Genomic DNA, 21,239 nt, shown 5'->3' with positions numbered 1-21,239 from the left:
TGTTCAGCGATGGCGTACCAAATTCTAGCATGCGTGGCTGGCTCCTCGCCATAGCACACTTCCCCAACAGTCTCTACGACGCCGAACTGTTCTTTTGGCTTTGGCAAAATGAACAAGAACGGATGCGAGACTGTCGGGAAGAGTATACCGAAAGCGAAGTTTTCCGCGCTGCTTCTAATCGCCTAAAAAAGCGTAGGGGGCAGGGTGCTGTCACTGGTTTAGTTGCAATTTCATACTTGTTTCTTAAGGACAGGGGTTTGCGGCCGAGCCTTGAGAAGGCTTCCAGAATAGCGTCTGAAGTCATTTATCTTAGTGGAGAAGGCTCAGTCCTGGGAACTCCTGATACCTTTGCAATGGTAGGTGACCAAGCGAGCGTAAAGGCCGCGTTCAGGGCTAATCGTTCCGTGGCCCACATCTGGGCGACTGAGCTTTGTTTTCGCCCGCCAAGGATCGAGCAGCAGCAAGAATCCTCCATTTTATTGGACGAGCTATCGTATTATTGGTCGGCCAAGGTCTTTCAGGAGCGAATAGAAGCCGCGACCGATACGAGAGATTGGCTTGTCTGGAGCCTGAGTGGAGTCGAGCCATTGGAACTGGAACAGGCAACGACATACGACGAGCGTTCTGGTCCTATCGATGTAATCGAGCAAGCTTTTGAGAGTCTGTCGTCCTGAGCGCTGCACGGCGGGGGGGGGGGACATGAAGTGCCCCGGTTCTCATCAGCCACGCATTGCATGACATTTGTTCCAGACGCAACGCCTTGGAGCAAACGCATTGCCCGAAACTTATCTGACCGACGCTCAGCTTGCCGCCCGTTATGGCGTCAACAAGGCCACGCCTTGGCGCTGGGCCAAGACTGACCCGACCTTTCCCAAACCTGTAAAGCTGTCGCCGCAATGCACGCGGTGGAAATTGGCTGACCTTGAGAATTGGGAAGCCGCAAAAAGTCAACGTAACGGCTAAACGAATTAGCCCCCACCCGAATTGCCGGGCAGGGGCGTTATTCGTATCAGCATCACAGCAGTATGATAACGTCTGCAGTCCCGGCATTCAACCTTCCAAGAGGTAGGAAATGCCCGAGCAAAATTGGGGCAAGGCAAGCTTTGTCGTGGATGCCCCCGACGGAACAACTACGTATATTTCGGTTTGCGGCCGCGAACGTTGGGCGCTGGAATGCCTGATGGCGGCGAACGCCAAGGGCTGCACGCCGATTGACCATCCCGGCCCGCGGTGGTCCGCCTATGTTTTCGATCTGCGCGGAATGGGCCTGGACATCGAGACAGCCCACGAACGCCATACCGGGCCGTTTCCCGGCAGCCATGCCCGATACGTCCTGCGTTCCAAAGTCCGCCGCATCGTGCCCGGAGGTGAGGCATGAGCAGGGCGCAGCTTCTCTATCTTCGCCGCCTCTATGGCCTGACAGATGCGCAGGCGTTGGCTGTCGCCGCACTGTTCTGGGGGTATCCGAAATGACGGATAGGCACAGGCAGGAAACGGGTGACGACTACCGCAAGGTAGTCGTCCAGCTTTCCGACGAATTGCGCGTGGTCATCTGCAAGGATGGCGTCCAGTGGATATTGCAGCGCCGCAAGGCCGGTGGCGCAGAGCGGCCTTGGCGGGCCGTCAGGTTCCATCGCACACGGGAGGGCTTGATGCGGTCCTGCGCCCTCTTCTGCAGCCGGATCGACCCAAGCGCACTTGTGGCTTTGATGGCGATGCCCGACGTTATTCGAGGGTGGAGCGGATGAAGAAGCCCAACAAGACGGGACGGGATACTCGCGGCGAGCATTTCACCCAAGTTTTCCGGTCAGTCATGGATACACCGGCCTGGCGGGCGCTATCAACAACAGCCCAGTCCCTTTACCCATGGATCAAGCTGGAATGGCGGGGAGCCAGAACGAACAACAACGGCAAGATCCGGTTATCGGTCCGGCAGGCTGCCGAGGCGATGGGTGTCACCGCAAATACGGCTGCCAACGGGTTCCGCGAGCTGCAAGCCAAGGGGTTCCTGGTCCTGACCGAGCAGGCGACGCTTGGCATCGAGGGACACGCCCGAACCGCGTCTTACGAAATCACCGAGCTTGCAATGCCGGGAGCAACCGTCGGCAGGAAGCTGTTCATGGGTTGGAGTAGGGACCACGAATTCCAGGTGCAGCGGTCCCCGGCCAACAACCCCACGGGCCGACGCCGAAAAACAGAACCCTGTCTCAAAAACCGCGACGACGCTGTCATCAATTTTGAGACGAAGAAGCGGAGCCCATCTCAAAAATGAAGACGTGCCATCTCGAAAACTGCGACGAACAGCCCAGAACCGCCAAATCCTTCGTCTCGGTTTCTAAGACATCCTTAACTTACCAGGGGGACAGGGGGCCGGGCTCCTCCAAGAAGCCAAGGCCTCCTGTCTTCTTGGTCGCAGATCGAAATGCACCGCGCCGTCCGGCTTGTGTCCATCTGAAAAATACCAGCGGCGACAATCTCCACCACCTGAAACTGAGGCAGCACCTATGGCAACGAAACCCAAGAAGCCGAACACGGCACCAGCGCCACAAAAAGGCGTGGATATCGATACTGCGCTGAAGCGCGTGACAGCGGGCCGGAAGGAACGCGAAAACGAGCGCATCAAGGAAGTCGCGCGCAAGTTCTCGGATCGAGCAGATGGCCCGGAAATGCGTCTCAAGATAAATGGGACGGCCCTGGAAGTCGCATATGCCCATGACGACGCCGAGGCCGCTGCCGTGCTGCTCATGGCGGATATGGGCACGAGCGATCCACATTTCTTCAAAGGCGCCTCATCGCAAATTGCACTCATCGGTTCCTACGGCAAACAAATCGACGCCGAAGCCAGCAACTTCGTTATGTCGGTGGTGCGCGGGATTGCCCCGAAGGACGAACTGGAATCGATGCTGGCGATGCAAATGGGCGCAATCCACGCGGCGACGATGACGCTGGCCCGTCGGCTCAACAACGTGACAAGCATTCCCCAGCAGGATGCCGCAGAGCGCGCCCTGAACAAGTTGGCCCGCACCTTCGCGATGCAGATGGATACGCTGAAGCGCTACCGGACCGGCGGCCAACAGAAGGTCACCGTCGAGCATGTGACCGTGAATGAAGGCGGTCAAGCCATCGTGGGCAACCTGGTTCACGGGGGGAGGGGCAACGATGGAAACTGACATCAGCCCCATGCAAAAGGCGCATCTCGCGCCCCGTTGCACGGCTCACAGCAAACGGACTGGCTTTCCCTGCAAGAACCCTGCCGTCCGGGGTTGGAAAGTCTGCCGGATGCATGGCGCTCGGGGCGGGCAGCCTGCCGGACCACAGCATCCTTGTTGGCGGCACGGCGAGAGAAGCGCGGAGGCGGTGGCGCTCCGGAAATGGGGAGCAGAAATTGTTCGAGAGGTGCGACATGCGACTAAGTTGTTGTCTGGCCGCAGGATCGAATGACATTCCGCGCCGTTCACCCAGTCCTAGGAGAATCATTGATCCTATGCCACGCTTGCGCCATCGCGAGTGACAGGAGAGTACACGATGCGCATTTTGGCGATGGCGGCGGCTGCGATATTGGCAGCTTGGGCTACATTCGGTGAGGCAAGCGCCGCGACTACGGGTTCAGGTGTATACCTGTTCCGATCATACCCGTCCTATTCCGGCCCGATCGTTGGGTCGTTCTCCTTCACGCCCGGGGCTATCGAAGCGGCGAAGAAGGCCGGCAAGTCAACAGCCACTATCACTTATGATGATCTCGTGTCGTTTGACCTATCAGACACGAAGGCAAAGCTGAACTTTACTTTGTCCGATGTTCTGCCGACCTTCGCGATGACATTCCTGCTTCCGAAGCGCGGCACACTGATTACGCCCATAGGGGATACGGACATCGTAGCTGTGGCTGGCTACTACAGCATGAGTTTTGTCGGCGGCCTCGGGGTGCGCATCACGGGTCCGCGCGGGTCAGAGATCAAATATGGATACTGGGGCGAAAAGAGCGCCTACGTTCCGCTCCCGGCCAGCTTGCCACTTCTGGCCGGAGCGCTCGGTCTCGGGTTGGCACTTCGTAGGCGGCGACCCAGCTAAGAATCTACATTACCTAGCATCAATGGGCAGGGCAGGGGGCAGGCCCCAGCCTTCAATCGCGCCCCGCTCACCATTTGATTGCGACTCACGCGTGTTCCGCGTTTGTTCACGTCATGGCGCGATGGACCAGAGCACAGTCCAAGGCGGACGACGAGGCTTTCCCGGTTAGGGTGTGGTTCTACATCCCTGACCGCGGCCTAGGGCGTCTGGTGACACCGATTTATGACTGGCTAGACCAGCATGTCGGCAGGTCTGGGTATGCTGTGCATAGCGGAGGAAGCAACGCCAAGGGCATCACACCCGCAAGCCGACCGCTGGCGCGCAGATCACCCTAGACGATGGCCGGGGCGGATCAGCTCTGCGCGGGGTGGCACGGTTCAACCGCCTTTTGGCTCCGATGACAGAGGCAGAGGGCGCGCAAGCAGGGGTCGATGACTTCCGCCGCTATTTCCGCATAGCAGAGGCTGAGAGCAACCTTGCCCCGCCTTCGTCCGACCGGAACCAATGGTTTGAAAAGACCGGCGTAGAAATCGGTAACGGGGGCGCTTAAAATAGAATAACGATGGCTTTTCAGGTGGGTATCGCTGATGACCGGGGCCGAACTTGCTGCGCTTCGGAAGGCTGCGGGCCTGTCACAAATTTAGCTAGCCAGACAGGCTGGCATCGGACGGCACGCCGTCAGCTATTGGGAATGCAAAGCCCATATTCCGCACAGGTGGCGCTGGCCTTGGGCAGTCGAGCAAATCGGAAAGGTCCTGAGGCTGCCAGATTACCACACACCAAACGCGCGCGCGGACATAGGGTGTTATTGGGGCCAGAAGACAGCTTATGTGCCACTACCAGCATCTGCTTTCTTGCTCGCGGGCGGTGCAGCGTTGTTGGCATTCGCAGGCCGCCGTCGGCCCGCTTAGGCTCTAAATTCGACGGCATGGCCCGCCTGTGGCCTCCAAGATAGCGCAGGCGTGATTCCTTGGGAGCGCCTGCGCTAACGACGATTGCCGAGCTACGAGGGTGCGACCCCTCTGCTCACTGATAGCGGCGCTTCCTTGCCGCCAAGACCATGAGCGCCGCCCCACCCGCGAGCAATGGAGCAGTCGCAGGTAGTGGAACGGCTGCAACACGCCAATAGCCCGCATAAGTCTCGCTGCTCTCTTCGTCGCTCCACAAACTCTCGGTGAAACTGCTCTTATTCCAGCTCCATGCGAAGAAATCCTCAGAATAGTAGTAGGATATCTCTATAATTTTTCCGACACTGTCCGTCAGCAGTTCGAAGGACGAGGTCGCGTTGCTGGGAACCTTAGAAGGATGGACAATAGGGGGGTCGAAATATCCGCACTCGCAGTCATCCGACGACTCCATATCGACTAGCTGACTTATGTGGACATTGGAAAGTGACGGCAGTTGAAGAACTATGGACGTTTGCCCGCGAGGCGCGTCGGTGATGAACGACAGATTGTAAATCGCTGCCTGTGCAACGCCCACCGTCCCCAAAAGCGCCGCAAGAGTGTATCCGACTAGTTGCATCACAATCTCCAATTTTCACAACGACTTGATGCTGTCAGCAGCAGCTCGATTCGACAAGGCAGTCGCTACTCGCAAAGGAAAGATAAACACATGACCCGTCTGTGGATTGGAGAATATCGGATGCCCGACGCCCGCCCCTGACCCTTTCGGCCGCCACCATGACGTAACGCCAGACGGCCGCCCCGCTCAGGTACCGTTCCCGGCCAGCTCGCCACATCTGGCCGGGACGCTAGGAATCGGGTTTGTGTTTCGGAAGCGGCACCCCAGGCAACTGCTTTCGCTTGGCTCAGCCGAATTTTGCGAGCTGGCCACTGTGCCTGCCGCGACGACGAGTCAGGTTGCCGACTGCAAAGAGTGCAACCATGAACGAAGCCAAACCGATGACAGAATGGGGGACAGGGACAGAACTCACCGTAATGCTATAGGTCGATTCACGTGGTTCACTGCCGTACCCGCCTATGAATGAAAAGAAGTTATCTTCATATGCGCAACTGTAGCCGTACGTCCGGCAGTCACGGCCGTTCCAATCCCAATAGGCCGAAAAACTGCCTCCGGGCAGACTGCGAAAGCCGGTTTGAGTTGAGAAAGTAGGTAGCAAGCCAGCGCTCAGCCAAAAATCGAGCGCTGACGAAGACATAGGTCGCGGCGAGAAGGTAATCCGGGTTCCATCATGAACGACGGACTTTATGCCAAGGGGGTTATCACTCGAAAGCCACCCATCGTCGAACGTAAAGCGAATGTCGAACTTCGAGCCAAGCTTGAAATCGATCTTCGATTGAACCTGACCGTCAAGTGACAGAGTCTTCTTGTCATAATCATATTCGTAGGTCGCTGCTTGCGCGGCAGTTCCAATTAGAACCGATGCAATTAGTCCCAGAAAACGCATTGAACCCTCCAAATCACCCTTGCGTGATGCTGCCACGTCGAGACGCGATTCGACTAGGAGGAATGCATGACGGTTCTGATGGCCGACGCAACGCGTGCGACCAAGTGCGGCCCACGGCCTCCAAGAATGCCCTTGCGACTCGCGAATGTTCCTCATTTGTTCTAGACATGACCCGCCGCACGCGCCCGCAGTCCAAGACCGACGAAGAAGCCTTCCCCGTGCGGGTATGGTTCTATGTCCCCAAGCGTGGCCTGGGACGACTTGTGACGCCAATCTATGATTGGTTAGACCAGAATGTGGGAAGAACCTGCTACGCGGTCCACAGCGGCGGCAGCAACGCCAAGGGCGACCGTATCGCTGTGTACTTTCGGCTCCCATCGGATGCACAGGCGTTCGTCGCGGCTTTCCCATCCCTGGAACTTGCCGACGGCACGGTCTTTCCAAGCTATTATTCGCCGCAGAGGTGACGAACCGCGCGTCAACCCCAGATCCAATACGCTGGATCGTGGAGGCCATGCGGGACAGTTACAGGTGGTGTTTCACATTTTGACAGCGAAGTTGCCAGAATGCCGCCAAATTCTCCTGTGAAGTAAGTATTGTTCACAATGAAAGGACAATACTGTGAAACAGACGAGTTTGGCGCTTCTTCTGGCCGTTTCAGTTGTCGCCGGCTGCGCAAGCCAACCTGAGAGCGTCGTGGCGACTTACGTCAGCCCCAGCACGTTCTCCAGCTATAGCTGCAAACAGATCATCTCCGAACGAAACATGGTCGTGAACAAGGTGAACGAATTGACCGGCGCCCAGGAGAAAAAGGCGACCAATGATGCCGTGGCGGTGGGTGTCGCCACTGTTCTCTTCTGGCCGGCCGCCTTCTTGGTTGCAAGTGGCACCGATTATTCCGCCCAGCTCGCCTCGATGAAGGGCAACTATGAAGCGCTCACTGCGGCAGGAACCGCTAAGGGCTGCTTCAAATAGCATCCTTTGCCTAGCAAAATGAGCCCCTCCGAACAGGTGGGGCAGACAGCGTTAGTGGGCAGCAGACAGAACTGCCTTGCCCTGCATATCGGCAAAGCCCAAAGAAGTTGTGGGGTTTTATGGTGGGTGCGCTCGCCGGAATGCCAAAAATGACAGTAAAATCAATGGCAAGTGGCGGAGAGGGTGGGATTCGAACCCACGGAACGCTTGCACGCTCAACGGTTTTCGAGACCGCCCCGATCGACCACTCCGGCACCTCTCCGCATCTGGGGGTCGTCGGCGGCGGTTTAGTCGAGCGGGCTACGGCTTGCAACCCCGATTCTGCAGAGTTTTCAGGCAGTGCGTAACAACCTCTTTCCCGGCAATTCCCCACGTGGCGGCAGGGCTTGGCAGTCTCGTTAGAAGCGCCTAGCCTGCCGGCACGTCCGACCCGAGGCGGGCGGTCGCGGCCATGCGGAGTCCGGTCTTGCTCATGCGATTCATTGCCCTGTCAGCACTGCTTTTCCTGGCCGTCCCTGCGGCCGAAGCCCAGACCGCGACGGCGCAGGACGTGGCGGCGGCGCTGCGTGTGCCTGAATTGATGGAGGTCATGCGCGATGAGGGCGTCGACTATGGCGAGGATCTTGCAGGCGAACTCTTCCCGGACGAGGACAGCGGCCGCTGGCAGGGCATGGTTGCTGCCATTTATGGCGCCCCGGCCGTCCGGTCGCAGTTTGACGACGTCTTCGCCGAGCATCTGGCTGCCGTGCCGCAGGACGTTCCTGTGATCCTCGACTTCTTCACCAGCGAGCTTGGCAAGCGGATCGTCGGCCTTGAGATCGACGCGCGCCGAACGATGCTCGATCCCGCTGCGGAAGAGGCGGCGCGCCTGTCATGGTCCGCGCTGCAAGAAGAGGATAGCGGGCGCGTTGGCGACCTGCGCCGCTTTGCCGAGGTGAACAACCTGATCGAGGAGAATGTCGCTGGCACGATGAACGCCAACCTCGCCTTCTATCACGGCCTGAACGATGGCGGCGCCTTTGCCGGCGACCGTATGGACGACGACGAGATCGTTGCCGAGGTCCGGGCACAGGAGCCGCAGGTGCGGCGCGAGACCGAAGACTGGCTGATGCCCTATCTGGCTCTGGCCTATCACCCGCTGAGCGATGCAGAACTCGCGAAATACATCAGCTTTTCCGAAACCCAGGCCGGCCAGACGCTGAATGCGGCCCTCTTTGCGGCCTACGGCGCGGTCTATGCCGAGATATCGAATGAACTGGGCCGCGCGGCAGCGCAGGTTCTGGCCGGTCAGGACATCTGATCGGCTACTGCCGGCGCTTGACAATCCGCAGTCATTGCCCGATATGACCGCATCTCCGGAAGGGCGTCTGCCCGGCCGGGGCTTTTTGTTTCATATCGTCCCGGAAGCGGGGCGCGCTGTTCGAGGCACCTAACGCCGGTTGAACCCGGGGCCACAGGACGCGGCAGAGAAGAAGGAAAGACCCATGTTCGCGGTCCTCAAGACGGGCGGCAAGCAATACAAGGTGCAGGCGGGTGACGTCCTGCGCGTTGAAAAGCTCGCGGCCATCGCTGGCGACAAGATCCAGTTCAATGAAATCCTGATGGTTGGCGGCGACTCGGTCACCGTCGGCTCGCCCCTCGTCGCTGGCGCTGCCGTGCAGGCCGAGGTGATCGACCAGATCAAGGGCGAGAAGACCATCCACTACGTCAAGCGTCGCCGGAAGCATTCGTCGCAGCGCACGAAGGGTCATCGTCAGCACCTGACGCTGGTCCGCGTGACCGACATCCTCGCCTCGGGCGCAGAGAAGTCGGGCGTCGCCGCCGCGACCGGCACCGCCGATGCGCGCCGCGCCTCGCACGAAGCCCCCGGTGCGAAAGCCGCCGAAGCCCCCGCGAAACCGAAGCGTGCCGCCAAGGCCGCCGCTGCCCAGGAGTAACGACAGATGGCACACAAGAAAGCAGGCGGTTCTTCCCGCAACGGCCGCGACTCCGCGGGCCGTCGTCTGGGCGTCAAGCTCTATGGTGGCCAAGTGGCTGCCCCGGGCAACATAATCGTCCGCCAGCGCGGCACCACCTGGTTCCCGGGTGAGGGCGTCGGCATGGGCACCGACCACACGATCTTCGCCGTGGTCGAGGGCCGCGTGACCTTCAAGAAGGGCCTCAAGGGCCGTACCTTCATTTCGGTTCTCCCGTCGGCGGAGGCCGCCGAGTAAGCCGAAAGCCCCAGACGGGTGCCACATCGGGGGATCGGCGGAAACGCCGGTCCCCCTTAAGTTTTTCGACATATTGTTCCTGCAGGGCTTGGGCGCATGACACGTGATCGCCATCTTGTTCCGGTAGGGGGAGGGTCTCGGCCCCGCAAGGGTCGCGACGGAACAGGGGAGAACTCCCCGCATGCGCTTCGAAGGAGGGAAGCCATGACACTCGACATGACGATCGCAACGCAGGCGTCCGCTGCGGCGCTGCCGGCGGGGCGGTTCGTTTTGCGGCCGGTCCGGATTTCCGATGCCGGCCTCTTTGCAATGTATGCCGGTGATCGCCGTGTGGCCGAGGCCACGCGCTCGATCCCGCACCCGCTGCCGCCCGGCGCCGCCGAGGCCTTCGTGACCAGGGCGATGTCCGGCAAGTCGGACGAGGACGTCTGGGTGATGGATGGCTCCGCCTCGGGCTTGTCCGAAGTCTTGGGCGTCATTTCGCTGAAGAAGATGGACCGTGGCCAGACCGAGATCGGCTACTGGGTCGCGCCGGCGTTCTGGAATGCGGGCTTTGCCTCGGAAGCCGTCCGCGGCCTGATCGCGGCGAACCCGCAGGGCGCACGCACGATCTTTGCCGAGGTGTTCCAGGACAATCCCGGTTCTGCCCGTGTGCTGACCAACAACGGCTTCGAATACATCGGGGATGCCGAGACCTTCAGCGTCGCCCGCAACGCCCGCGTCCCAACCTGGACCTATATTCGCAAGCTCGACTGACCTCCGGTCGGGCCGGGAAGCGGGCCGAGGCTTGCGCCCCGGCCCGTCCGGGTCTATCGCCAAGACCTGATCCCACGGAAAGCCCTGCCCCATGAAGTTCCTCGACCTCGCCAAAGTCTATATCCGCTCGGGTGGCGGCGGGTCGGGCTGCGTGAGCTTCCGGCGCGAGAAGTTCGTCGAGTTCGGCGGCCCCGATGGCGGCGATGGCGGCAATGGCGGCTCGGTCTGGGCCGAGGCGGTCGAGGGGCTGAACACGCTCATCGACTTCCGCTACCAGCAGCATTTCTTCGCCAAGAGCGGCCAGCCCGGCATGGGCAGCCAGCGCACCGGCAAGACTGGCGATGACATCGTGCTGAAGGTGCCGGTCGGGACCGAGATCATCGACGAGGATGAAGAGACGGTGATCGCCGACCTGACCGAGGTCGGGCAGCGTGTGCTTCTGGCCAAGGGTGGCAATGGCGGCTGGGGCAACATGCAGTTCAAGACCGCCACCAACCGCGCCCCGGCCCGCGCCAACCCGGGGCAGGAGGGGGTCGAGCGGACAATCTGGCTGCGGCTGAAGCTGATTGCCGATGCCGGGCTTGTCGGCCTGCCCAACGCCGGGAAGTCGACCTTCCTCGCCGCGACTTCGAACGCACGGCCGAAGATCGCGGATTATCCCTTCACCACGCTGGTGCCGAACCTCGGCGTCGTCGGCATCGACGGGCATGAATTCGTCATGGCCGATATTCCCGGCCTGATCGAGGGGGCGAGCGAGGGCAGGGGCCTGGGCGACCAGTTCCTCGCCCATGTCGAACGCTGCGCGGTGCTGCTGCATCTGGTCGACGGCACATCGTCCACGATCACCAAGGACTATCGCACGATCATCGGCGAGCTCGAGGCCTATGGCGGCACGCTGGCGGACAAGCCCCGGATCACCGCCATCAACAAGATCGACGCGCTGGATGCCAAGACGCTCTCCACCCGCCGCAAGGCGCTGGAAAAGGCGTCGGGCGGCCCGGTTTTCTCCATGTCGGGCGTAACCGGCAAGGGTATCCCCGAAGTCCTGCGCGCCCTCTATGCCGAGATCACCGGCGAGCGGGCGGAGGCGGAGGTCGAGGAGGGCGGTCCTTGGCAGCCCTGACCGAAACCCGCGCCTCTGCCCCCGACATTCGCGCGGCGAAGCGGCTGGTCGTCAAGATCGGCTCGGCCCTGCTGGTGGACCGCCAGACCGGTCTCAAGATCGACTGGCTGCGCGGGTTGGCCGAGGATGTGGTCGCCGCCAAGGCGCGAGGCACGGATGTGATCCTCGTCTCCTCAGGCTCGATTGCGCTTGGCCGCCGGGTTCTCGGATTGCCGGACGGGGCGCTAGCGCTGGAGCAGAGCCAGGCCGCCGCCGCCGTCGGCCAGATCCGCCTTGCCCGTGCCTATGAAGAGGTGCTTGCTCCGCATGGCATCACCACTGCGCAGGTTCTCGTCACGCTCGACGACACCGAGGACCGCCGCCGCTACCTGAACTCGCGCGCGACGATGGAGACACTGCTCGGCCTTGGCGTCGTGCCGATCGTGAACGAGAATGACACGGTTGCGACCGACGAGATCCGCTTCGGCGACAACGACCGGCTGGCGGCCCAGATCGCGGTGACGATCGAGGCGGATCAGCTGGTGCTTCTGTCCGATGTTGACGGCTTCTATTCGGCGAACCCGAAGGAAGACCCGACGGCGCAGCGCTTCGATCTGGTCGAGGAAATCACCCCGGCGATCGAGGCGATGGCGGGCGATCCGATCTCGGGCTTGTCGAAAGGCGGGATGAAGACCAAGCTCTTGGCCGCCAAGACTGCCGTCGCGGGCGGCTGCGCCATGGCGATCATGGAAGGCTCGGTCCTTCGGCCGCTAAAGGCTTTGGCCGAGGGCGCGAACCGCACCTGGTTCGTGGCCGAGCGCGATCCGCAGGCGGCGCGCAAGCGCTGGATCGCGGCGATGAAGCCGCGCGGCGAGGTGACGGTCGATGCGGGCGCGGTGACGGCGCTGGCAGCGGGCAAGTCGCTGTTGCCGGCGGGGGTGAAGAAGGTCACGGGCAGCTTCGGGCGCGGCGATCCGGTGGCGATCCTCGGCCCCGACGGCGTGGTGCTGGGCAAGGGGCTGGTGCGCTATACGGCCGCCGAGGCCAAGGCCATCGCCGGGCACCGCTCGGGAGAGATCGAGGCGATCCTCGGCTATGCGGGCCGCGCGGCGCTGGTGCATCGGGACGACATGGTGGTCTGAAGTGGAGAGCCCCGGGGGGGTCACACCCCCGGACCCCCGTGGGATATTTGGGAACAGAAGAAGTTCATGGTGAAGGCGATGGACGGAGCGATGAGCGACCTGATGGCGGAAATCGGCGCCCGCGCGAAAGCGGCGGCAGCGGAGCTTGCCTTCGCGCCATCGATGGCCAAGGTTCGCGCGCTCGAGGTCGCCGCACATCGGCTCTGGGAGCGGCGGGCAGAGCTCATCGCGGCCAACGTCAAGGACCAGGCCGTCGGCGCGGCCAAAGGGCTGAACCCGCCCATGATGGACCGCCTCAGGCTCGACGAGGGCAGGGTGAAGGGCATCGTCGAAGGCCTGCGCGCGGTTGCGGCACAGGATGATCCGGTTGGCTCGGTCATTGCGGAATGGGACATGCCCACGGGCCTGCATATCCAGCGGGTCCGGACGCCGCTCGGCGTCATCGGCGTGATCTACGAAAGCCGGCCGAACGTCACCGCCGATGCTGGCGCGCTGTGCCTGAAATCGGGCAATGCGGTGATCCTGCGCGGAGGGTCGGAGAGCTTCCATTCCTCAACCACGATCCATGCCTGCATGGTCGAGGGCCTGAGGGCGGCGGGCCTGCCCGAGGCGGCGATCCAGCTGATCCCGACCCGCGACCGCGAGATGGTTTCGGCCATGCTGCGCGCGACGGAATGGATCGACGTCATCGTGCCGCGCGGCGGCAAGGGGCTGGTCGGTCTGGTGCAGAAAGAGGCGCGGGTACCGGTCTTTGCCCATCTCGAGGGCATCTGCCACGTCTATGCCGATGGCGCAGCCGATCTTGAGAAGGCGCGCCGCGTGGTGCTGAACGCCAAGACCCGGCGCACCGGCATCTGCGGCTCGGCCGAATGCCTGCTGATCGATCGGGCGTTCCATGACCGCCACGGCGCGGTGCTGGTCGAGGATCTGGTGAAGGCCGGGGTCGAGGTGCGGACAGAGGGCGACCTTCTGAAAGTGCCCGGCACGGTTCAGGCCGCGCCGGACGATTTCGGCCGCGAATTCCTCGACATGATCATCGCGGCGAAGATCGTCGATGGTGTGGACGAGGCCATCGCCCATATCCGCAGATACGGCAGCCAGCACACCGAGGCGATCCTGACCGAGGATGATGCCGCGGCAGCGCGGTTCTTCGAGCGGCTCGATTCCGCGATCCTCTTGCGCAACGCCTCGACCCAGTTCGCCGATGGCGGCGAGTTCGGCATGGGCGCCGAGATCGGCATCGCCACCGGCAAGCTGCATGCGCGCGGCCCCGTGGGGGCCGAGCAGCTGACGAGCTTCAAGTATCTCGTGACCGGGGACGGGACGATCCGCGCCTGACCTCAGGCGGCGCGGGCCGACCAGGCGACGACCGCCGGGTGCGCGCTCACGGCCTCGGCGAGACGGTTCAGCCGCTCGTACGGGGCGAGCACGCTGCCCGGGATGTGGTCCACCGCTCCGCTCGCGATCCAGCGATGGACCATGTAGAGCTTGAGGTCGGCGACGCCGATCTTCGTCCCCATGACGAAAGGCCCCGCGGGCGAGGCCGCGGCGAGGGCACGCTCCACGCAGGCCCCCCAGAGTGGTAGGTACTCTGCCGCCAACTGCTGGCGGGCGGCGACCTTTTCCGGCCCGTCGGGCATGCGCATGGTCGGTGAGATGCGGTGGCGCAGGTCCTCGGCCGCATCCATCAGCGCGTCATGCCGGGCGGCCTCGTAAAGATCCTCTGGGTAAAGTCCGTTCTGGCGGCCGATCAGCCGAAGGATGGCGTTGCTCTGGGCGAAGACGCCGTGCCCCTTGATTTCGAGCGTTGGCAGGCTGCCGAAGGGGAACTGCGACTTGAGCTGGGCGAAAGATGCGCGGTCGAGGCGGTGGTCCTCAAACGACAGCCCGGCAATCGACAGCGCAAGTCGGACCTCCTCGCCGCGGCTGCCGGCGAAATCGAAGTAGGTCACCTTGTATGCGGGCATCATTCCCTCCCTGCGCGCGTGCCGGACTCATCTGCGGCAGAGCCAACGCCTGACCAAGGCTTCCGTCAAGGGGAGTCCGAGAAAGCGGGCGCTGGACGCCAGGGCGCGGCCCCCGTGCTGCGGGCATCAAAGCTCGAGCCGGATCGTACCATCCCCGAGTTCGGCGCTGAATCGGCGGCCGGAGCGGCGCAGGTCCTCGGCCAGAAGCGGGAATTGGACGAGGGCCGGTGTAACCTCCAGCCCCGGTTCGGGCGCTTGCAGCGAGCCCCAGAGGCCGGGGTCGATCTTGAGCCGTGGGGCCTCGGCCAGCACGGACCATCGCGCAGGCCCCTGCAGGACCGAGACGCGCCCGCCCCATGGCATGGCAGTTTCGAGGCAAAGCAGGCTCAAAAGCAGCACCTTCACCTCGCCGCGTGAAAGATCAGGGTCGCTGGTCCAGGATATCGCCAGCCGCGTCGCGGACACGTAAGCCGCGAGGATCGACTGCACCTCGGCGCGTGCAACGCGCTGCCCACCGCTTGCCCCGAAGGCCAGTCGGAAGAAACGGAGCTTGGCATTTGCCGATGTGACGCTGTCGGCGATCAGATCCAGTTCGGGGCTTGTGCGCCCGCGTTCCATCACCATCAACTCGACCCCGTTGCAGATCGCACCGATCGGGCTGACAAGATCGTGGCAGATCCGCGATCCGATGAGTGCAGCAAGGTCGGGGCGATCGGTCATGGGCATTGTCCCGCAAGTGGAGGCAAGGGGCGGATGAAGGGTGTCAACGCGATACTTGAGCCGGGGATGCTGGTGCGCCATCCTGGCCAGCCGGACTGGGGGCTGGGGCAGGTGCAGTCGAGCATCGGCGGACGGATCACGGTCAATTTCGAACATGCAGGCAAGGTGGTGATCGATGGGGCGCAGGTCGAACTGCAGCTGGTCTTCGAGGCCTGACATGTGCTGGCATACAACCCAGGATTGTGCAAGCGGCAGCAGGAAGCTGCCTGTCCGGTCTGTTGCAATAAGGTTTACGAAACCCTAAAACCACCGGGCGAGAGGCAGGTCCAATCCGGCCGGCAAACTCAAGGCTGCGACTGCTCCATGATTCCCGAGGAACCGCATTTCACGCTCCGTCTCGCGCGGGACGACCGCGACCTGCGGGCAGCGCAGCGGCTGCGGTACGAGGTCTTTGTCGAGGAACTGGGCGGCGACGGAGTCCTGGTCGATCACGAGGCGCGGCTCGAGCGGGACGAATTCGACACGATCTTCGACCATCTCCTGCTGATCGACACCCGAAAGGATCCGGCGCGTCTTGAGGATGTCGTGGGGGTCTACCGCCTGTTGCCGAGCGACCGGGTGCTGGCCACGGGCGGACGGTTCTATTCGGAAAGCGAGTATGACCTGGGTCCGCTCAAGGCCTCGGGACGCAAGCTGCTTGAACTCGGCCGGTCCTGCGTCGCGGCGGATCATCGCGGCGGGACGGCGATGTTCCACCTGTGGAACGCCCTGGCTGATTATGTGCTGGAGCGGGGGATCGAGATCCTCTTTGGCGTCGCGAGTTTCCACGGCACCGAGATCGAACCGCTGGCGATGCCGCTCTCGTATCTCCACCACAACCATCTGGCGCCGCCCGAATTGCGGGTCCGGGCACAGCCGGACCATTTCCAGCGGATGGATCTTGTGCCTGCCGACCAGATCGACCGCCGGGCGGCGATGGTGGCGACCCCGGCGCTTATAAAGGCCTATCTCCGGCTGGGTGGATTCGTTGGCGAAGGGGCCTGGATCGACCATGCCTTCAACACCACCGATGTCTGCCTCGTGATGGACACGGCACGGATGTCGGCGAAGCACCGGGAATTCTACATCCGCAAGGCGGGCCAGGCCGGATGAGCGGCAAGGACTGGCTTGCCGACGAGATGGTCCTGCCGCGTCCGGGCGTGATGGGCTGGGTCCGGGTGATCCTGCGGGGCGGGGCTCTTGCGATCGTCACCTATGGCTGCCTGCTTCTCCTGCTGCTTCTTCGGCTGATCGAGCGGCCGCTCTTCGGGCTGGACCGGCCATGGACGCCGTGGATCACCCAGTTCGTCTGCCGCTCGGCAATGGTGATCCTCGGGATCCGCCTGAAGGTGATCGGCACGCCGATGCAGGAGCGCGGAGCGGTCGTCGCAAACCACGCAAGTTGGCTCGACATCTTCACCCTGAACGCGGTGCAACGCATCTACTTCGTGTCCAAGGACGACGTCGCGGGTTGGCCGGGGATCGGCTGGCTGGCCAAGGCGACGGGAACGGTCTTCATTGCCCGGAAGGGGAGCGAGGCGAAGGCGCAACAGCAACTCTTCGAAGAACGGTTGCGGGCGGGGCATCGGCTTTTGTTTTTTCCAGAGGGGACGAGCACCGATAGCCTCCGGGTTTTGCCATTCAAGACAACGCTTTTTGCAGCGTTCTTCACTCATGGTCTTGAGACGGTGCTCAGCATCCAGCCCGTTACCGTGGTTTACCGCGCGCCAGAAGGTGCCGATCCCCGTTTCTATGGCTGGTGGGGAGAAATGGCGTTTGGGCCGCATCTGCTGGCGGTTCTGGCCGCGCCGCGGCAGGGGATGGCCGAGGTGATCCTGCATCCGCCGGTGCCGGTCGACGCCTTCCCAGACCGCAAGGCGCTGGCCGCCCATTGCGAGCGGGTGATCCGAGCCAGCCACCCCTTCGCCGAGGCCTGAGATTGGGCCCCGCAATTTTCGTTGAAGAAGTTTGCCAAAATCCTTGCAAGGAATTTGGGCAGCGCCCTCAGCCGAGCGGGGCGATCAACCGTTTCAGCGCAGCCGTGGCGTCCGCCTCGCGCCAGATTTCCTCGCCGAAGGCAAAGAAGTCCGTGACCGGACCGAACTTGGCGACCAGGTCTGCGGTCAGCGCGCCCTCGGCCACCACCGGAACCTCGATCATTTCGGACCACCATTGGAACAGCTCGAACTCGGCAGAAGCCCCTGTGCCGAGCGGCGAGGCGCCGAGCGGACCGAAAGCCACATAGTCCGCCCCGGCCTCACCCGCATTCATGCCCTCATGCCGGGTGGTGCCGCAGAAGGCGCCTACGATCGCGTCGGTCCCGAGATCCTTGCGCGCCTTGCGCAGGTTGCGCGCGCCGTCCGACAGATGAACGCCGTCCAGCCCCAGCCGTTCGACCAACAACAGATGGTTCTCGATCACCAGTGCAACGTCGCGGGCATGGGCGACCTCGCGCAATGCATCGGCCATGCGTGAAATGCGGTCCTCGTCCCGCGTGGCCAGCGACAGGCGGATGCAAGCGACCTCGACCGCGTCCAGAACCTCGGCCAGACGGTCGGGAAAGTCCTCGAGCGTCGCGTCGGGCGGGGTGACGAGATAGATCTGCGGGCGCTCGGCTTCGGCCATGGGGGGCTCCTTGATTGTGACGCCCGTCCTAGCGCAGCTTTCGCGGGCGGTCTACTTGGGCGGCAGCGAATTCACAAAACCGGTTGCCAGCCCCAGCAGCTTTTGGCGGCTTACGTCATCGGCGCTGGCCTCGCCCGTCGCTTCGACCATGCCGGCCATGGCCCGGCCATTCATGGCCATCGGTGTGATCCCGGGAAGGGCAAGGGCCGCCGTCTCGTTCGCCTTGCCGACCCGGTAGAAGGCACCACCCTTGTGGATGCCGCAAACCATGTGCCCATGCAGCATCCAGGCGAGGCCGCCGAACATGCGCTTCTCGATTGTGGGGTGGCCGGAAATGTCCGTCCGGATCCGCTCTGCCAGTGCCTCGTCCCAGGCCATGCCGCGCCCCTTCTTGCCACCTGCCGCCCCGGCATCGTATCAGGCGCGCCTGAACCCGACCAAGGAATTTGCCCGTGACCCCGCCCGTCTTCATCCTTGTCCGCCCGCAGATGGGCGAAAACATCGGCGCCGCTGCGCGGGCAATGCTGAACTTCGGGTTGGAAGGGCTGCGCGTCGTGGATCCGCGCGACGAATGGCCCAATTCCCGCGCTGTGGCGATGGCCAGCGGGGCAGGGCGGCTTCTGGACTTCGCCGGCCCCTACGAAGGGGTGAATGCCGCAGTGGCCGATTGCGACTACGTTTTTGCGACGACCGCGCGCAGCCGCTACATCACCAAGCCGGTGGTGACGCCGGAGCGCGCGATGGAGCAGGCGCGGGCGCTGGCCGCCGAGGGCAAACGCGTGGGCGTCCTCTTCGGACCCGAGCGCGCGGGGCTCGAGAACGAGGACATTGCTTTCGCCAATTCCATCGTGACCGTGCCGGTGAACCCGGATTTCCCCTCGATCAACCTCGCGCAATGCGTTCTCCTGATGGGCTACGAATGGCGGCGGCAAACGGCAGAGGTTCCGGCGGAGGTCATGGTAATGGCCGGAACCGACTTCGCGAGTCGCATCGAGGTCGAGAAACTGGGCGACCATTTCGAGGAAAGGCTCGAGGCCGCGGGTTTCTTCTTTCCGCCGGAAAAGGCCCCCGGAATGAAGCTGGCCATCCGCCAGATGTGGGCACGGCTGGCCTTAACCCGCGCCGATGTCCAGAGCCTTCATGGCATGCTGCGCCAGATTGCCCGGAAACTGCAGTAACCTGACCTGCTGGGGAAATCGGCACGATCGCCCATTTGCGACCTCGACCTGACGCGACGCGCTTGACCGGCGCAGGCGGCCTTGCGCTGATGAGGTCGAAAACCGGAGGACTCCATGCGCGCCGCCATTCTGAGGAATTACAACCAGGACCTTTCGATCGAGGAGGTCGCGGATCCCTTCTGTCCGACTGATGGTGTGGTCCTCAAGGTACTCGCCTGCGGTATCTGCCGGTCTGACTGGCATGGCTGGGTCGGCGAGCATCCGAAGGTGAAGCCCGGGGCAATTCCCGGGCACGAGTATTCCGGCGAGGTGGTCGAGGTCGGCCCGCTGGCCCGATGGCAGGTCGGCGACCGGGTGATCGCCCCGTTCATCCTGTCCTGCGGCGAATGCCCCGAATGCCGTTCGGGCCAGACCACAACCTGCCGCAGCCAACGCGTGCCCGGCTTCGGCGAGCCCGGCGCCTACGCCGAATTCATCGCCGTGCCCCATGCCCATAACCTTGCGCGCCTCCCCGAGATGTTGTCCCCGGTCATGGCAGCCGGCCTTGGCTGCCGGGTGACGACTGCCTGGCATGCACTGACCGGACGCGCCGCGCTGCAGGCCGGCGAATGGCTGGCCGTCCACGGGACAGGGGGCGTCGGCCTTTCGGCGCTGATCCTCGGCCATGCCCTTGGTGCGCGGGTCGTCGTGGTGGATATCGTGCCCGAACGACTGGCCCACGCCCTGTCGCTTGGCGCCGAGGCGGCGGTCGATGCACGCGACGGCGACGTGGCGGCGCGGATTGCCGAGATCACCGGTGGAGGCACCCATGTCAGCATCGAGGCGCTCGGCATTCCGGCCACGGTCAACGCTTCGGTCGAATGCTTGCGCCCACTCGGCCGCCATGTGCAGATCGGCTTGCCGACCGGTCATATGGCGCGGATGGAGATCAACCTGAACGCGGTCTACATGAAGCAGCTCTCGCTCTTCGGTTCGCGCGGCATGCCGAGTTGGCGCTATCCTTCGCTCCTGACGCTGATCGAGACGGGACGGGTCGATGTCTCGCCCATCGTTGCGCGTACGGTGCCGCTTTCCGGGGCAAGCGCGGAGCTGCGGGCGTTCAACGGGCCGATGCCGCCGGGCGTTGCGGTCATCGACGACTTCGCCGGTTAGGGCACGAGCGGCTCCCGGGTCCCGACCCCGGTCACGGGCCAGGCATTCATTGCTGAAGGAAGGGACCCGAGCGCTTCTAATGGCGCATCGCACCCTGTGGGATGTTTGGGAACAGACGCAGATCGGGGGCTCTGTCCAAAGGCTTCGCACTGGCAGAGCCGCGCGGATTGCGGTATGGGCCGGGCATCCCCAGAAGACTCGGAGCGTTGCCGATGAAAGCCGCCGTCATCACCTTTCCCGGATCGAACTGCGACCGCGACCTGGCCGAGGCCTTTGCCAAGGCGGGGGCCGAGGTGACGAGGGTCTGGCACAAGGAAACCGAATTGCCGAAGGGCACCGACATCGTCGGCATCCCCGGCGGATTTTCCTTTGGCGATTACCTGCGCTGCGGCGCGATCGCCGCGCGCTCGCCAGTCGGGCAGGCCGTGGCGGCGCATGCCAAGAAGGGCGGATATGTGCTTGGCATCTGCAACGGCTTCCAGGTGCTGACCGAGATGGGTCTGCTGCCGGGCGTGTTGATGCGCAATGCGGGGCTGAAGTTCGTCTGCCGCACCGTCGGTCTGACAGTCGCGACGCGTGAAAGCGCCTACACAGCGGGCTGGCAGACCGGCAGCGTGATCCGCGTTCCGGTTGCCCACCACGACGGCAACTACACCGCTGATGCCGCCACGCTGCAGCGGCTCAAGGCCGAAGACCGCATCGCCTTTACCTACGTCGACAATCCCAACGGGGCGATGGCAGACATCGCGGGCATCCTGTCGGACAACCGCCGTGTCCTTGGCATGATGCCGCATCCAGAGCGCGTCGTGGACGCTGCGCAGGGTGGCACCGACGGGTCGGTGCTTTTCCGCTCGGTCGTCGGCGCGCTCGCGGAAGCGTGACCTCGGCGCCT

General features: G+C 63.2%; 27 protein-coding genes and 1 tRNA gene. 21 read left to right on the top strand and 7 right to left on the bottom strand.

Features of this window, described 5'->3' with window-relative positions; all coding sequences use genetic code 11:
• Window positions 1-29: 29 nt before the first annotated feature.
• The 6 genes from L0V05_RS15815 to L0V05_RS15795 all read left to right on the top strand — a co-directional run bounded on the left by L0V05_RS15815 (window position 30) and on the right by L0V05_RS15795 (window position 4,068).
• Window positions 30-674: a hypothetical protein gene (locus tag L0V05_RS15815; RefSeq protein WP_234872081.1), complete on the top strand. Its 645-nt coding sequence runs from the start codon at window positions 30-32 to the stop codon at window positions 672-674.
• A gap of 67 nt (window positions 675-741) precedes the next feature.
• Window positions 742-963, top strand: coding sequence for a helix-turn-helix transcriptional regulator (locus L0V05_RS20740; RefSeq protein WP_406565979.1), 222 nt, complete (start codon window positions 742-744; stop codon window positions 961-963).
• A 109-nt stretch (window positions 964-1,072) separates the two neighbouring features.
• Window positions 1,073-1,378 (top strand): winged helix domain-containing protein, encoded by a 306-nt coding sequence (locus L0V05_RS15810; protein ID WP_234872079.1) that lies wholly within the window; start codon window positions 1,073-1,075, stop codon window positions 1,376-1,378.
• 366 nt (window positions 1,379-1,744) lie between these two features.
• A complete protein-coding gene (locus L0V05_RS15805) occupies window positions 1,745-2,272 on the top strand; it encodes a GntR family transcriptional regulator (RefSeq protein ID WP_234872077.1) in 528 nt (175 codons plus the stop codon).
• Between the two features lie 232 nt (window positions 2,273-2,504).
• Window positions 2,505-3,170: a hypothetical protein gene (locus tag L0V05_RS15800; RefSeq protein ID WP_234872075.1), complete on the top strand. Its 666-nt coding sequence runs from the start codon at window positions 2,505-2,507 to the stop codon at window positions 3,168-3,170.
• Window positions 3,171-3,525: 355 nt separating this feature from the next.
• Window positions 3,526-4,068, top strand: a complete 543-nt coding sequence (locus L0V05_RS15795) for a hypothetical protein (protein WP_234872073.1) — start codon at window positions 3,526-3,528, stop codon at window positions 4,066-4,068.
• Between the two features lie 1,026 nt (window positions 4,069-5,094).
• On the opposite strand, the gene L0V05_RS15790 is transcribed toward L0V05_RS15795, so the two are convergent.
• The gene (locus tag L0V05_RS15790; protein WP_234872071.1) at window positions 5,095-5,592 is read right to left on the bottom strand and encodes a hypothetical protein; all 498 of its coding nucleotides are present in this window, start codon (window positions 5,590-5,592) and stop codon (window positions 5,095-5,097) included.
• A 286-nt stretch (window positions 5,593-5,878) separates the two neighbouring features.
• A complete protein-coding gene (locus L0V05_RS15785; RefSeq protein ID WP_234872068.1) occupies window positions 5,879-6,478 on the bottom strand; it encodes a hypothetical protein in 600 nt (199 codons plus the stop codon).
• Between the two features lie 167 nt (window positions 6,479-6,645).
• Here L0V05_RS15785 and L0V05_RS15780 point away from each other — a divergent pair, with 167 nt between their 5' ends.
• Together L0V05_RS15780 and L0V05_RS15775 are read left to right on the top strand one after the other, a co-directional pair.
• Window positions 6,646-6,945: a hypothetical protein gene (locus L0V05_RS15780; RefSeq protein ID WP_234872067.1), complete on the top strand. Its 300-nt coding sequence runs from the start codon at window positions 6,646-6,648 to the stop codon at window positions 6,943-6,945.
• A gap of 154 nt (window positions 6,946-7,099) precedes the next feature.
• A complete protein-coding gene (locus tag L0V05_RS15775; protein WP_234872065.1) occupies window positions 7,100-7,453 on the top strand; it encodes a hypothetical protein in 354 nt (117 codons plus the stop codon).
• 172 nt (window positions 7,454-7,625) lie between these two features.
• On the opposite strand, the gene L0V05_RS15770 is transcribed toward L0V05_RS15775, so the two are convergent.
• A tRNA-Ser gene (locus tag L0V05_RS15770) sits at window positions 7,626-7,715 on the bottom strand.
• 210 nt (window positions 7,716-7,925) lie between these two features.
• Here L0V05_RS15770 and L0V05_RS15765 point away from each other — a divergent pair.
• The 7 genes from L0V05_RS15765 (at window position 7,926) to L0V05_RS15735 (ending at window position 14,004) form a co-directional block, all read left to right on the top strand.
• Window positions 7,926-8,753 carry a DUF2059 domain-containing protein gene (locus tag L0V05_RS15765; RefSeq protein ID WP_234872064.1) on the top strand — a complete coding sequence of 276 codons (828 nt, stop codon included), beginning with the start codon at window positions 7,926-7,928 and terminating at the stop codon, window positions 8,751-8,753.
• A gap of 184 nt (window positions 8,754-8,937) precedes the next feature.
• A complete protein-coding gene (gene rplU, locus L0V05_RS15760) occupies window positions 8,938-9,390 on the top strand; it encodes a 50S ribosomal protein L21 (RefSeq protein WP_234872062.1) in 453 nt (150 codons plus the stop codon).
• A 6-nt stretch (window positions 9,391-9,396) separates the two neighbouring features.
• Entirely contained in the window at window positions 9,397-9,666 is a 270-nt protein-coding gene (rpmA, locus tag L0V05_RS15755; RefSeq protein ID WP_234872060.1) for a 50S ribosomal protein L27, read from the top strand.
• A gap of 204 nt (window positions 9,667-9,870) precedes the next feature.
• Window positions 9,871-10,422 (top strand): GNAT family N-acetyltransferase, encoded by a 552-nt coding sequence (locus tag L0V05_RS15750; RefSeq protein WP_234872058.1) that lies wholly within the window; start codon window positions 9,871-9,873, stop codon window positions 10,420-10,422.
• Between the two features lie 91 nt (window positions 10,423-10,513).
• On the top strand, window positions 10,514-11,545 hold the full coding sequence (gene obgE / locus L0V05_RS15745; protein ID WP_234872056.1) for a GTPase ObgE: 1,032 nt from the start codon (window positions 10,514-10,516) through the stop codon (window positions 11,543-11,545).
• Window positions 11,546-11,571: 26 nt separating this feature from the next.
• The gene (gene proB, locus L0V05_RS15740) at window positions 11,572-12,666 is read left to right on the top strand and encodes a glutamate 5-kinase (RefSeq protein WP_234872242.1); all 1,095 of its coding nucleotides are present in this window, start codon (window positions 11,572-11,574) and stop codon (window positions 12,664-12,666) included.
• Window positions 12,667-12,732: 66 nt separating this feature from the next.
• Window positions 12,733-14,004 carry a glutamate-5-semialdehyde dehydrogenase gene (locus L0V05_RS15735; RefSeq protein ID WP_406565978.1) on the top strand — a complete coding sequence of 424 codons (1,272 nt, stop codon included), beginning with the start codon at window positions 12,733-12,735 and terminating at the stop codon, window positions 14,002-14,004.
• 2 nt (window positions 14,005-14,006) lie between these two features.
• Here the strand turns inward: L0V05_RS15735 and L0V05_RS15730 are convergent, their stop codons facing one another.
• On the bottom strand, window positions 14,007-14,633 hold the full coding sequence (locus L0V05_RS15730; protein WP_234872055.1) for a glutathione S-transferase family protein: 627 nt from the start codon (window positions 14,631-14,633) through the stop codon (window positions 14,007-14,009).
• A gap of 126 nt (window positions 14,634-14,759) precedes the next feature.
• Window positions 14,760-15,353 carry a histidine phosphotransferase family protein gene (locus L0V05_RS15725; RefSeq protein WP_234872054.1) on the bottom strand — a complete coding sequence of 198 codons (594 nt, stop codon included), beginning with the start codon at window positions 15,351-15,353 and terminating at the stop codon, window positions 14,760-14,762.
• A 33-nt stretch (window positions 15,354-15,386) separates the two neighbouring features.
• On the opposite strand from L0V05_RS15725, the gene L0V05_RS15720 reads away from it, so the two are divergent.
• The 3 genes from L0V05_RS15720 to olsA all read left to right on the top strand — a co-directional run bounded on the left by L0V05_RS15720 (window position 15,387) and on the right by olsA (window position 17,329).
• Window positions 15,387-15,569, top strand: coding sequence for a DUF3553 domain-containing protein (locus L0V05_RS15720; protein WP_234872053.1), 183 nt, complete (start codon window positions 15,387-15,389; stop codon window positions 15,567-15,569).
• 147 nt (window positions 15,570-15,716) lie between these two features.
• Window positions 15,717-16,505, top strand: a complete 789-nt coding sequence (gene olsB / locus L0V05_RS15715; RefSeq protein WP_234872052.1) for an L-ornithine N(alpha)-acyltransferase — start codon at window positions 15,717-15,719, stop codon at window positions 16,503-16,505.
• On the top strand, window positions 16,502-17,329 hold the full coding sequence (gene olsA / locus L0V05_RS15710; protein ID WP_234872051.1) for a lyso-ornithine lipid O-acyltransferase: 828 nt from the start codon (window positions 16,502-16,504) through the stop codon (window positions 17,327-17,329). The genes olsB and olsA overlap by 4 nt, the downstream gene beginning before the upstream one ends.
• Window positions 17,330-17,396: 67 nt before the next feature.
• On the opposite strand, the gene L0V05_RS15705 is transcribed toward olsA, so the two are convergent.
• Together L0V05_RS15705 and L0V05_RS15700 are read right to left on the bottom strand one after the other, a co-directional pair.
• Window positions 17,397-18,017, bottom strand: a complete 621-nt coding sequence (locus L0V05_RS15705) for a thiamine phosphate synthase (protein ID WP_234872050.1) — start codon at window positions 18,015-18,017, stop codon at window positions 17,397-17,399.
• Window positions 18,018-18,068: 51 nt separating this feature from the next.
• Window positions 18,069-18,395 (bottom strand): TfoX/Sxy family protein, encoded by a 327-nt coding sequence (locus tag L0V05_RS15700; RefSeq protein WP_234872047.1) that lies wholly within the window; start codon window positions 18,393-18,395, stop codon window positions 18,069-18,071.
• Between the two features lie 74 nt (window positions 18,396-18,469).
• Between L0V05_RS15700 and L0V05_RS15695 the strand changes: the two genes are divergently transcribed.
• From L0V05_RS15695 to purQ, 3 genes are all read left to right on the top strand, one after another.
• On the top strand, window positions 18,470-19,195 hold the full coding sequence (locus tag L0V05_RS15695) for an RNA methyltransferase (protein ID WP_319937898.1): 726 nt from the start codon (window positions 18,470-18,472) through the stop codon (window positions 19,193-19,195).
• Window positions 19,196-19,309: 114 nt separating this feature from the next.
• Window positions 19,310-20,347 carry a zinc-binding dehydrogenase gene (locus L0V05_RS15690; protein ID WP_234872045.1) on the top strand — a complete coding sequence of 346 codons (1,038 nt, stop codon included), beginning with the start codon at window positions 19,310-19,312 and terminating at the stop codon, window positions 20,345-20,347.
• Window positions 20,348-20,559: 212 nt separating this feature from the next.
• Window positions 20,560-21,228 (top strand): phosphoribosylformylglycinamidine synthase subunit PurQ, encoded by a 669-nt coding sequence (purQ, locus tag L0V05_RS15685; protein WP_234872043.1) that lies wholly within the window; start codon window positions 20,560-20,562, stop codon window positions 21,226-21,228.
• Window positions 21,229-21,239 lie beyond the last annotated feature (11 nt).

It is taken from the genome of Alitabrizicola rongguiensis, from assembly GCF_021491355.1.
GTDB classification, from domain to species: Bacteria; Pseudomonadota; Alphaproteobacteria; order Rhodobacterales; family Rhodobacteraceae; genus Aliitabrizicola; species Aliitabrizicola rongguiensis.
This window is presented reverse-complemented; position numbering and strand designations above follow the sequence as displayed.

Coding starts and splice junctions, on each gene's coding strand:
- L0V05_RS15815 (WP_234872081.1), top strand. CDS start 30: ATGCGTGGCTGGCTCCTCGCCATAGCACACTTCCCCAACAGTCTCTAC.
- L0V05_RS15810 (WP_234872079.1), top strand. CDS start 1,073: ATGCCCGAGCAAAATTGGGGCAAGGCAAGCTTTGTCGTGGATGCCCCC.
- L0V05_RS15805 (WP_234872077.1), top strand. CDS start 1,745: ATGAAGAAGCCCAACAAGACGGGACGGGATACTCGCGGCGAGCATTTC.
- L0V05_RS15800 (WP_234872075.1), top strand. CDS start 2,505: ATGGCAACGAAACCCAAGAAGCCGAACACGGCACCAGCGCCACAAAAA.
- L0V05_RS15795 (WP_234872073.1), top strand. CDS start 3,526: ATGCGCATTTTGGCGATGGCGGCGGCTGCGATATTGGCAGCTTGGGCT.
- L0V05_RS15790 (WP_234872071.1), bottom strand. CDS start 5,592: ATGCAACTAGTCGGATACACTCTTGCGGCGCTTTTGGGGACGGTGGGC.
- L0V05_RS15785 (WP_234872068.1), bottom strand. CDS start 6,478: ATGCGTTTTCTGGGACTAATTGCATCGGTTCTAATTGGAACTGCCGCG.
- L0V05_RS15780 (WP_234872067.1), top strand. CDS start 6,646: ATGACCCGCCGCACGCGCCCGCAGTCCAAGACCGACGAAGAAGCCTTC.
- L0V05_RS15765 (WP_234872064.1), top strand. CDS start 7,926: ATGCGATTCATTGCCCTGTCAGCACTGCTTTTCCTGGCCGTCCCTGCG.
- rplU (WP_234872062.1), top strand. CDS start 8,938: ATGTTCGCGGTCCTCAAGACGGGCGGCAAGCAATACAAGGTGCAGGCG.
- rpmA (WP_234872060.1), top strand. CDS start 9,397: ATGGCACACAAGAAAGCAGGCGGTTCTTCCCGCAACGGCCGCGACTCC.
- L0V05_RS15750 (WP_234872058.1), top strand. CDS start 9,871: ATGACACTCGACATGACGATCGCAACGCAGGCGTCCGCTGCGGCGCTG.
- obgE (WP_234872056.1), top strand. CDS start 10,514: ATGAAGTTCCTCGACCTCGCCAAAGTCTATATCCGCTCGGGTGGCGGC.
- L0V05_RS15735 (WP_406565978.1), top strand. CDS start 12,733: ATGGTGAAGGCGATGGACGGAGCGATGAGCGACCTGATGGCGGAAATC.
- L0V05_RS15730 (WP_234872055.1), bottom strand. CDS start 14,633: ATGCCCGCATACAAGGTGACCTACTTCGATTTCGCCGGCAGCCGCGGC.
- L0V05_RS15725 (WP_234872054.1), bottom strand. CDS start 15,353: ATGACCGATCGCCCCGACCTTGCTGCACTCATCGGATCGCGGATCTGC.
- L0V05_RS15720 (WP_234872053.1), top strand. CDS start 15,387: ATGAAGGGTGTCAACGCGATACTTGAGCCGGGGATGCTGGTGCGCCAT.
- olsB (WP_234872052.1), top strand. CDS start 15,717: ATGATTCCCGAGGAACCGCATTTCACGCTCCGTCTCGCGCGGGACGAC.
- olsA (WP_234872051.1), top strand. CDS start 16,502: ATGAGCGGCAAGGACTGGCTTGCCGACGAGATGGTCCTGCCGCGTCCG.
- L0V05_RS15705 (WP_234872050.1), bottom strand. CDS start 18,017: ATGGCCGAAGCCGAGCGCCCGCAGATCTATCTCGTCACCCCGCCCGAC.
- L0V05_RS15700 (WP_234872047.1), bottom strand. CDS start 18,395: ATGGCCTGGGACGAGGCACTGGCAGAGCGGATCCGGACGGACATTTCC.
- L0V05_RS15690 (WP_234872045.1), top strand. CDS start 19,310: ATGCGCGCCGCCATTCTGAGGAATTACAACCAGGACCTTTCGATCGAG.
- purQ (WP_234872043.1), top strand. CDS start 20,560: ATGAAAGCCGCCGTCATCACCTTTCCCGGATCGAACTGCGACCGCGAC.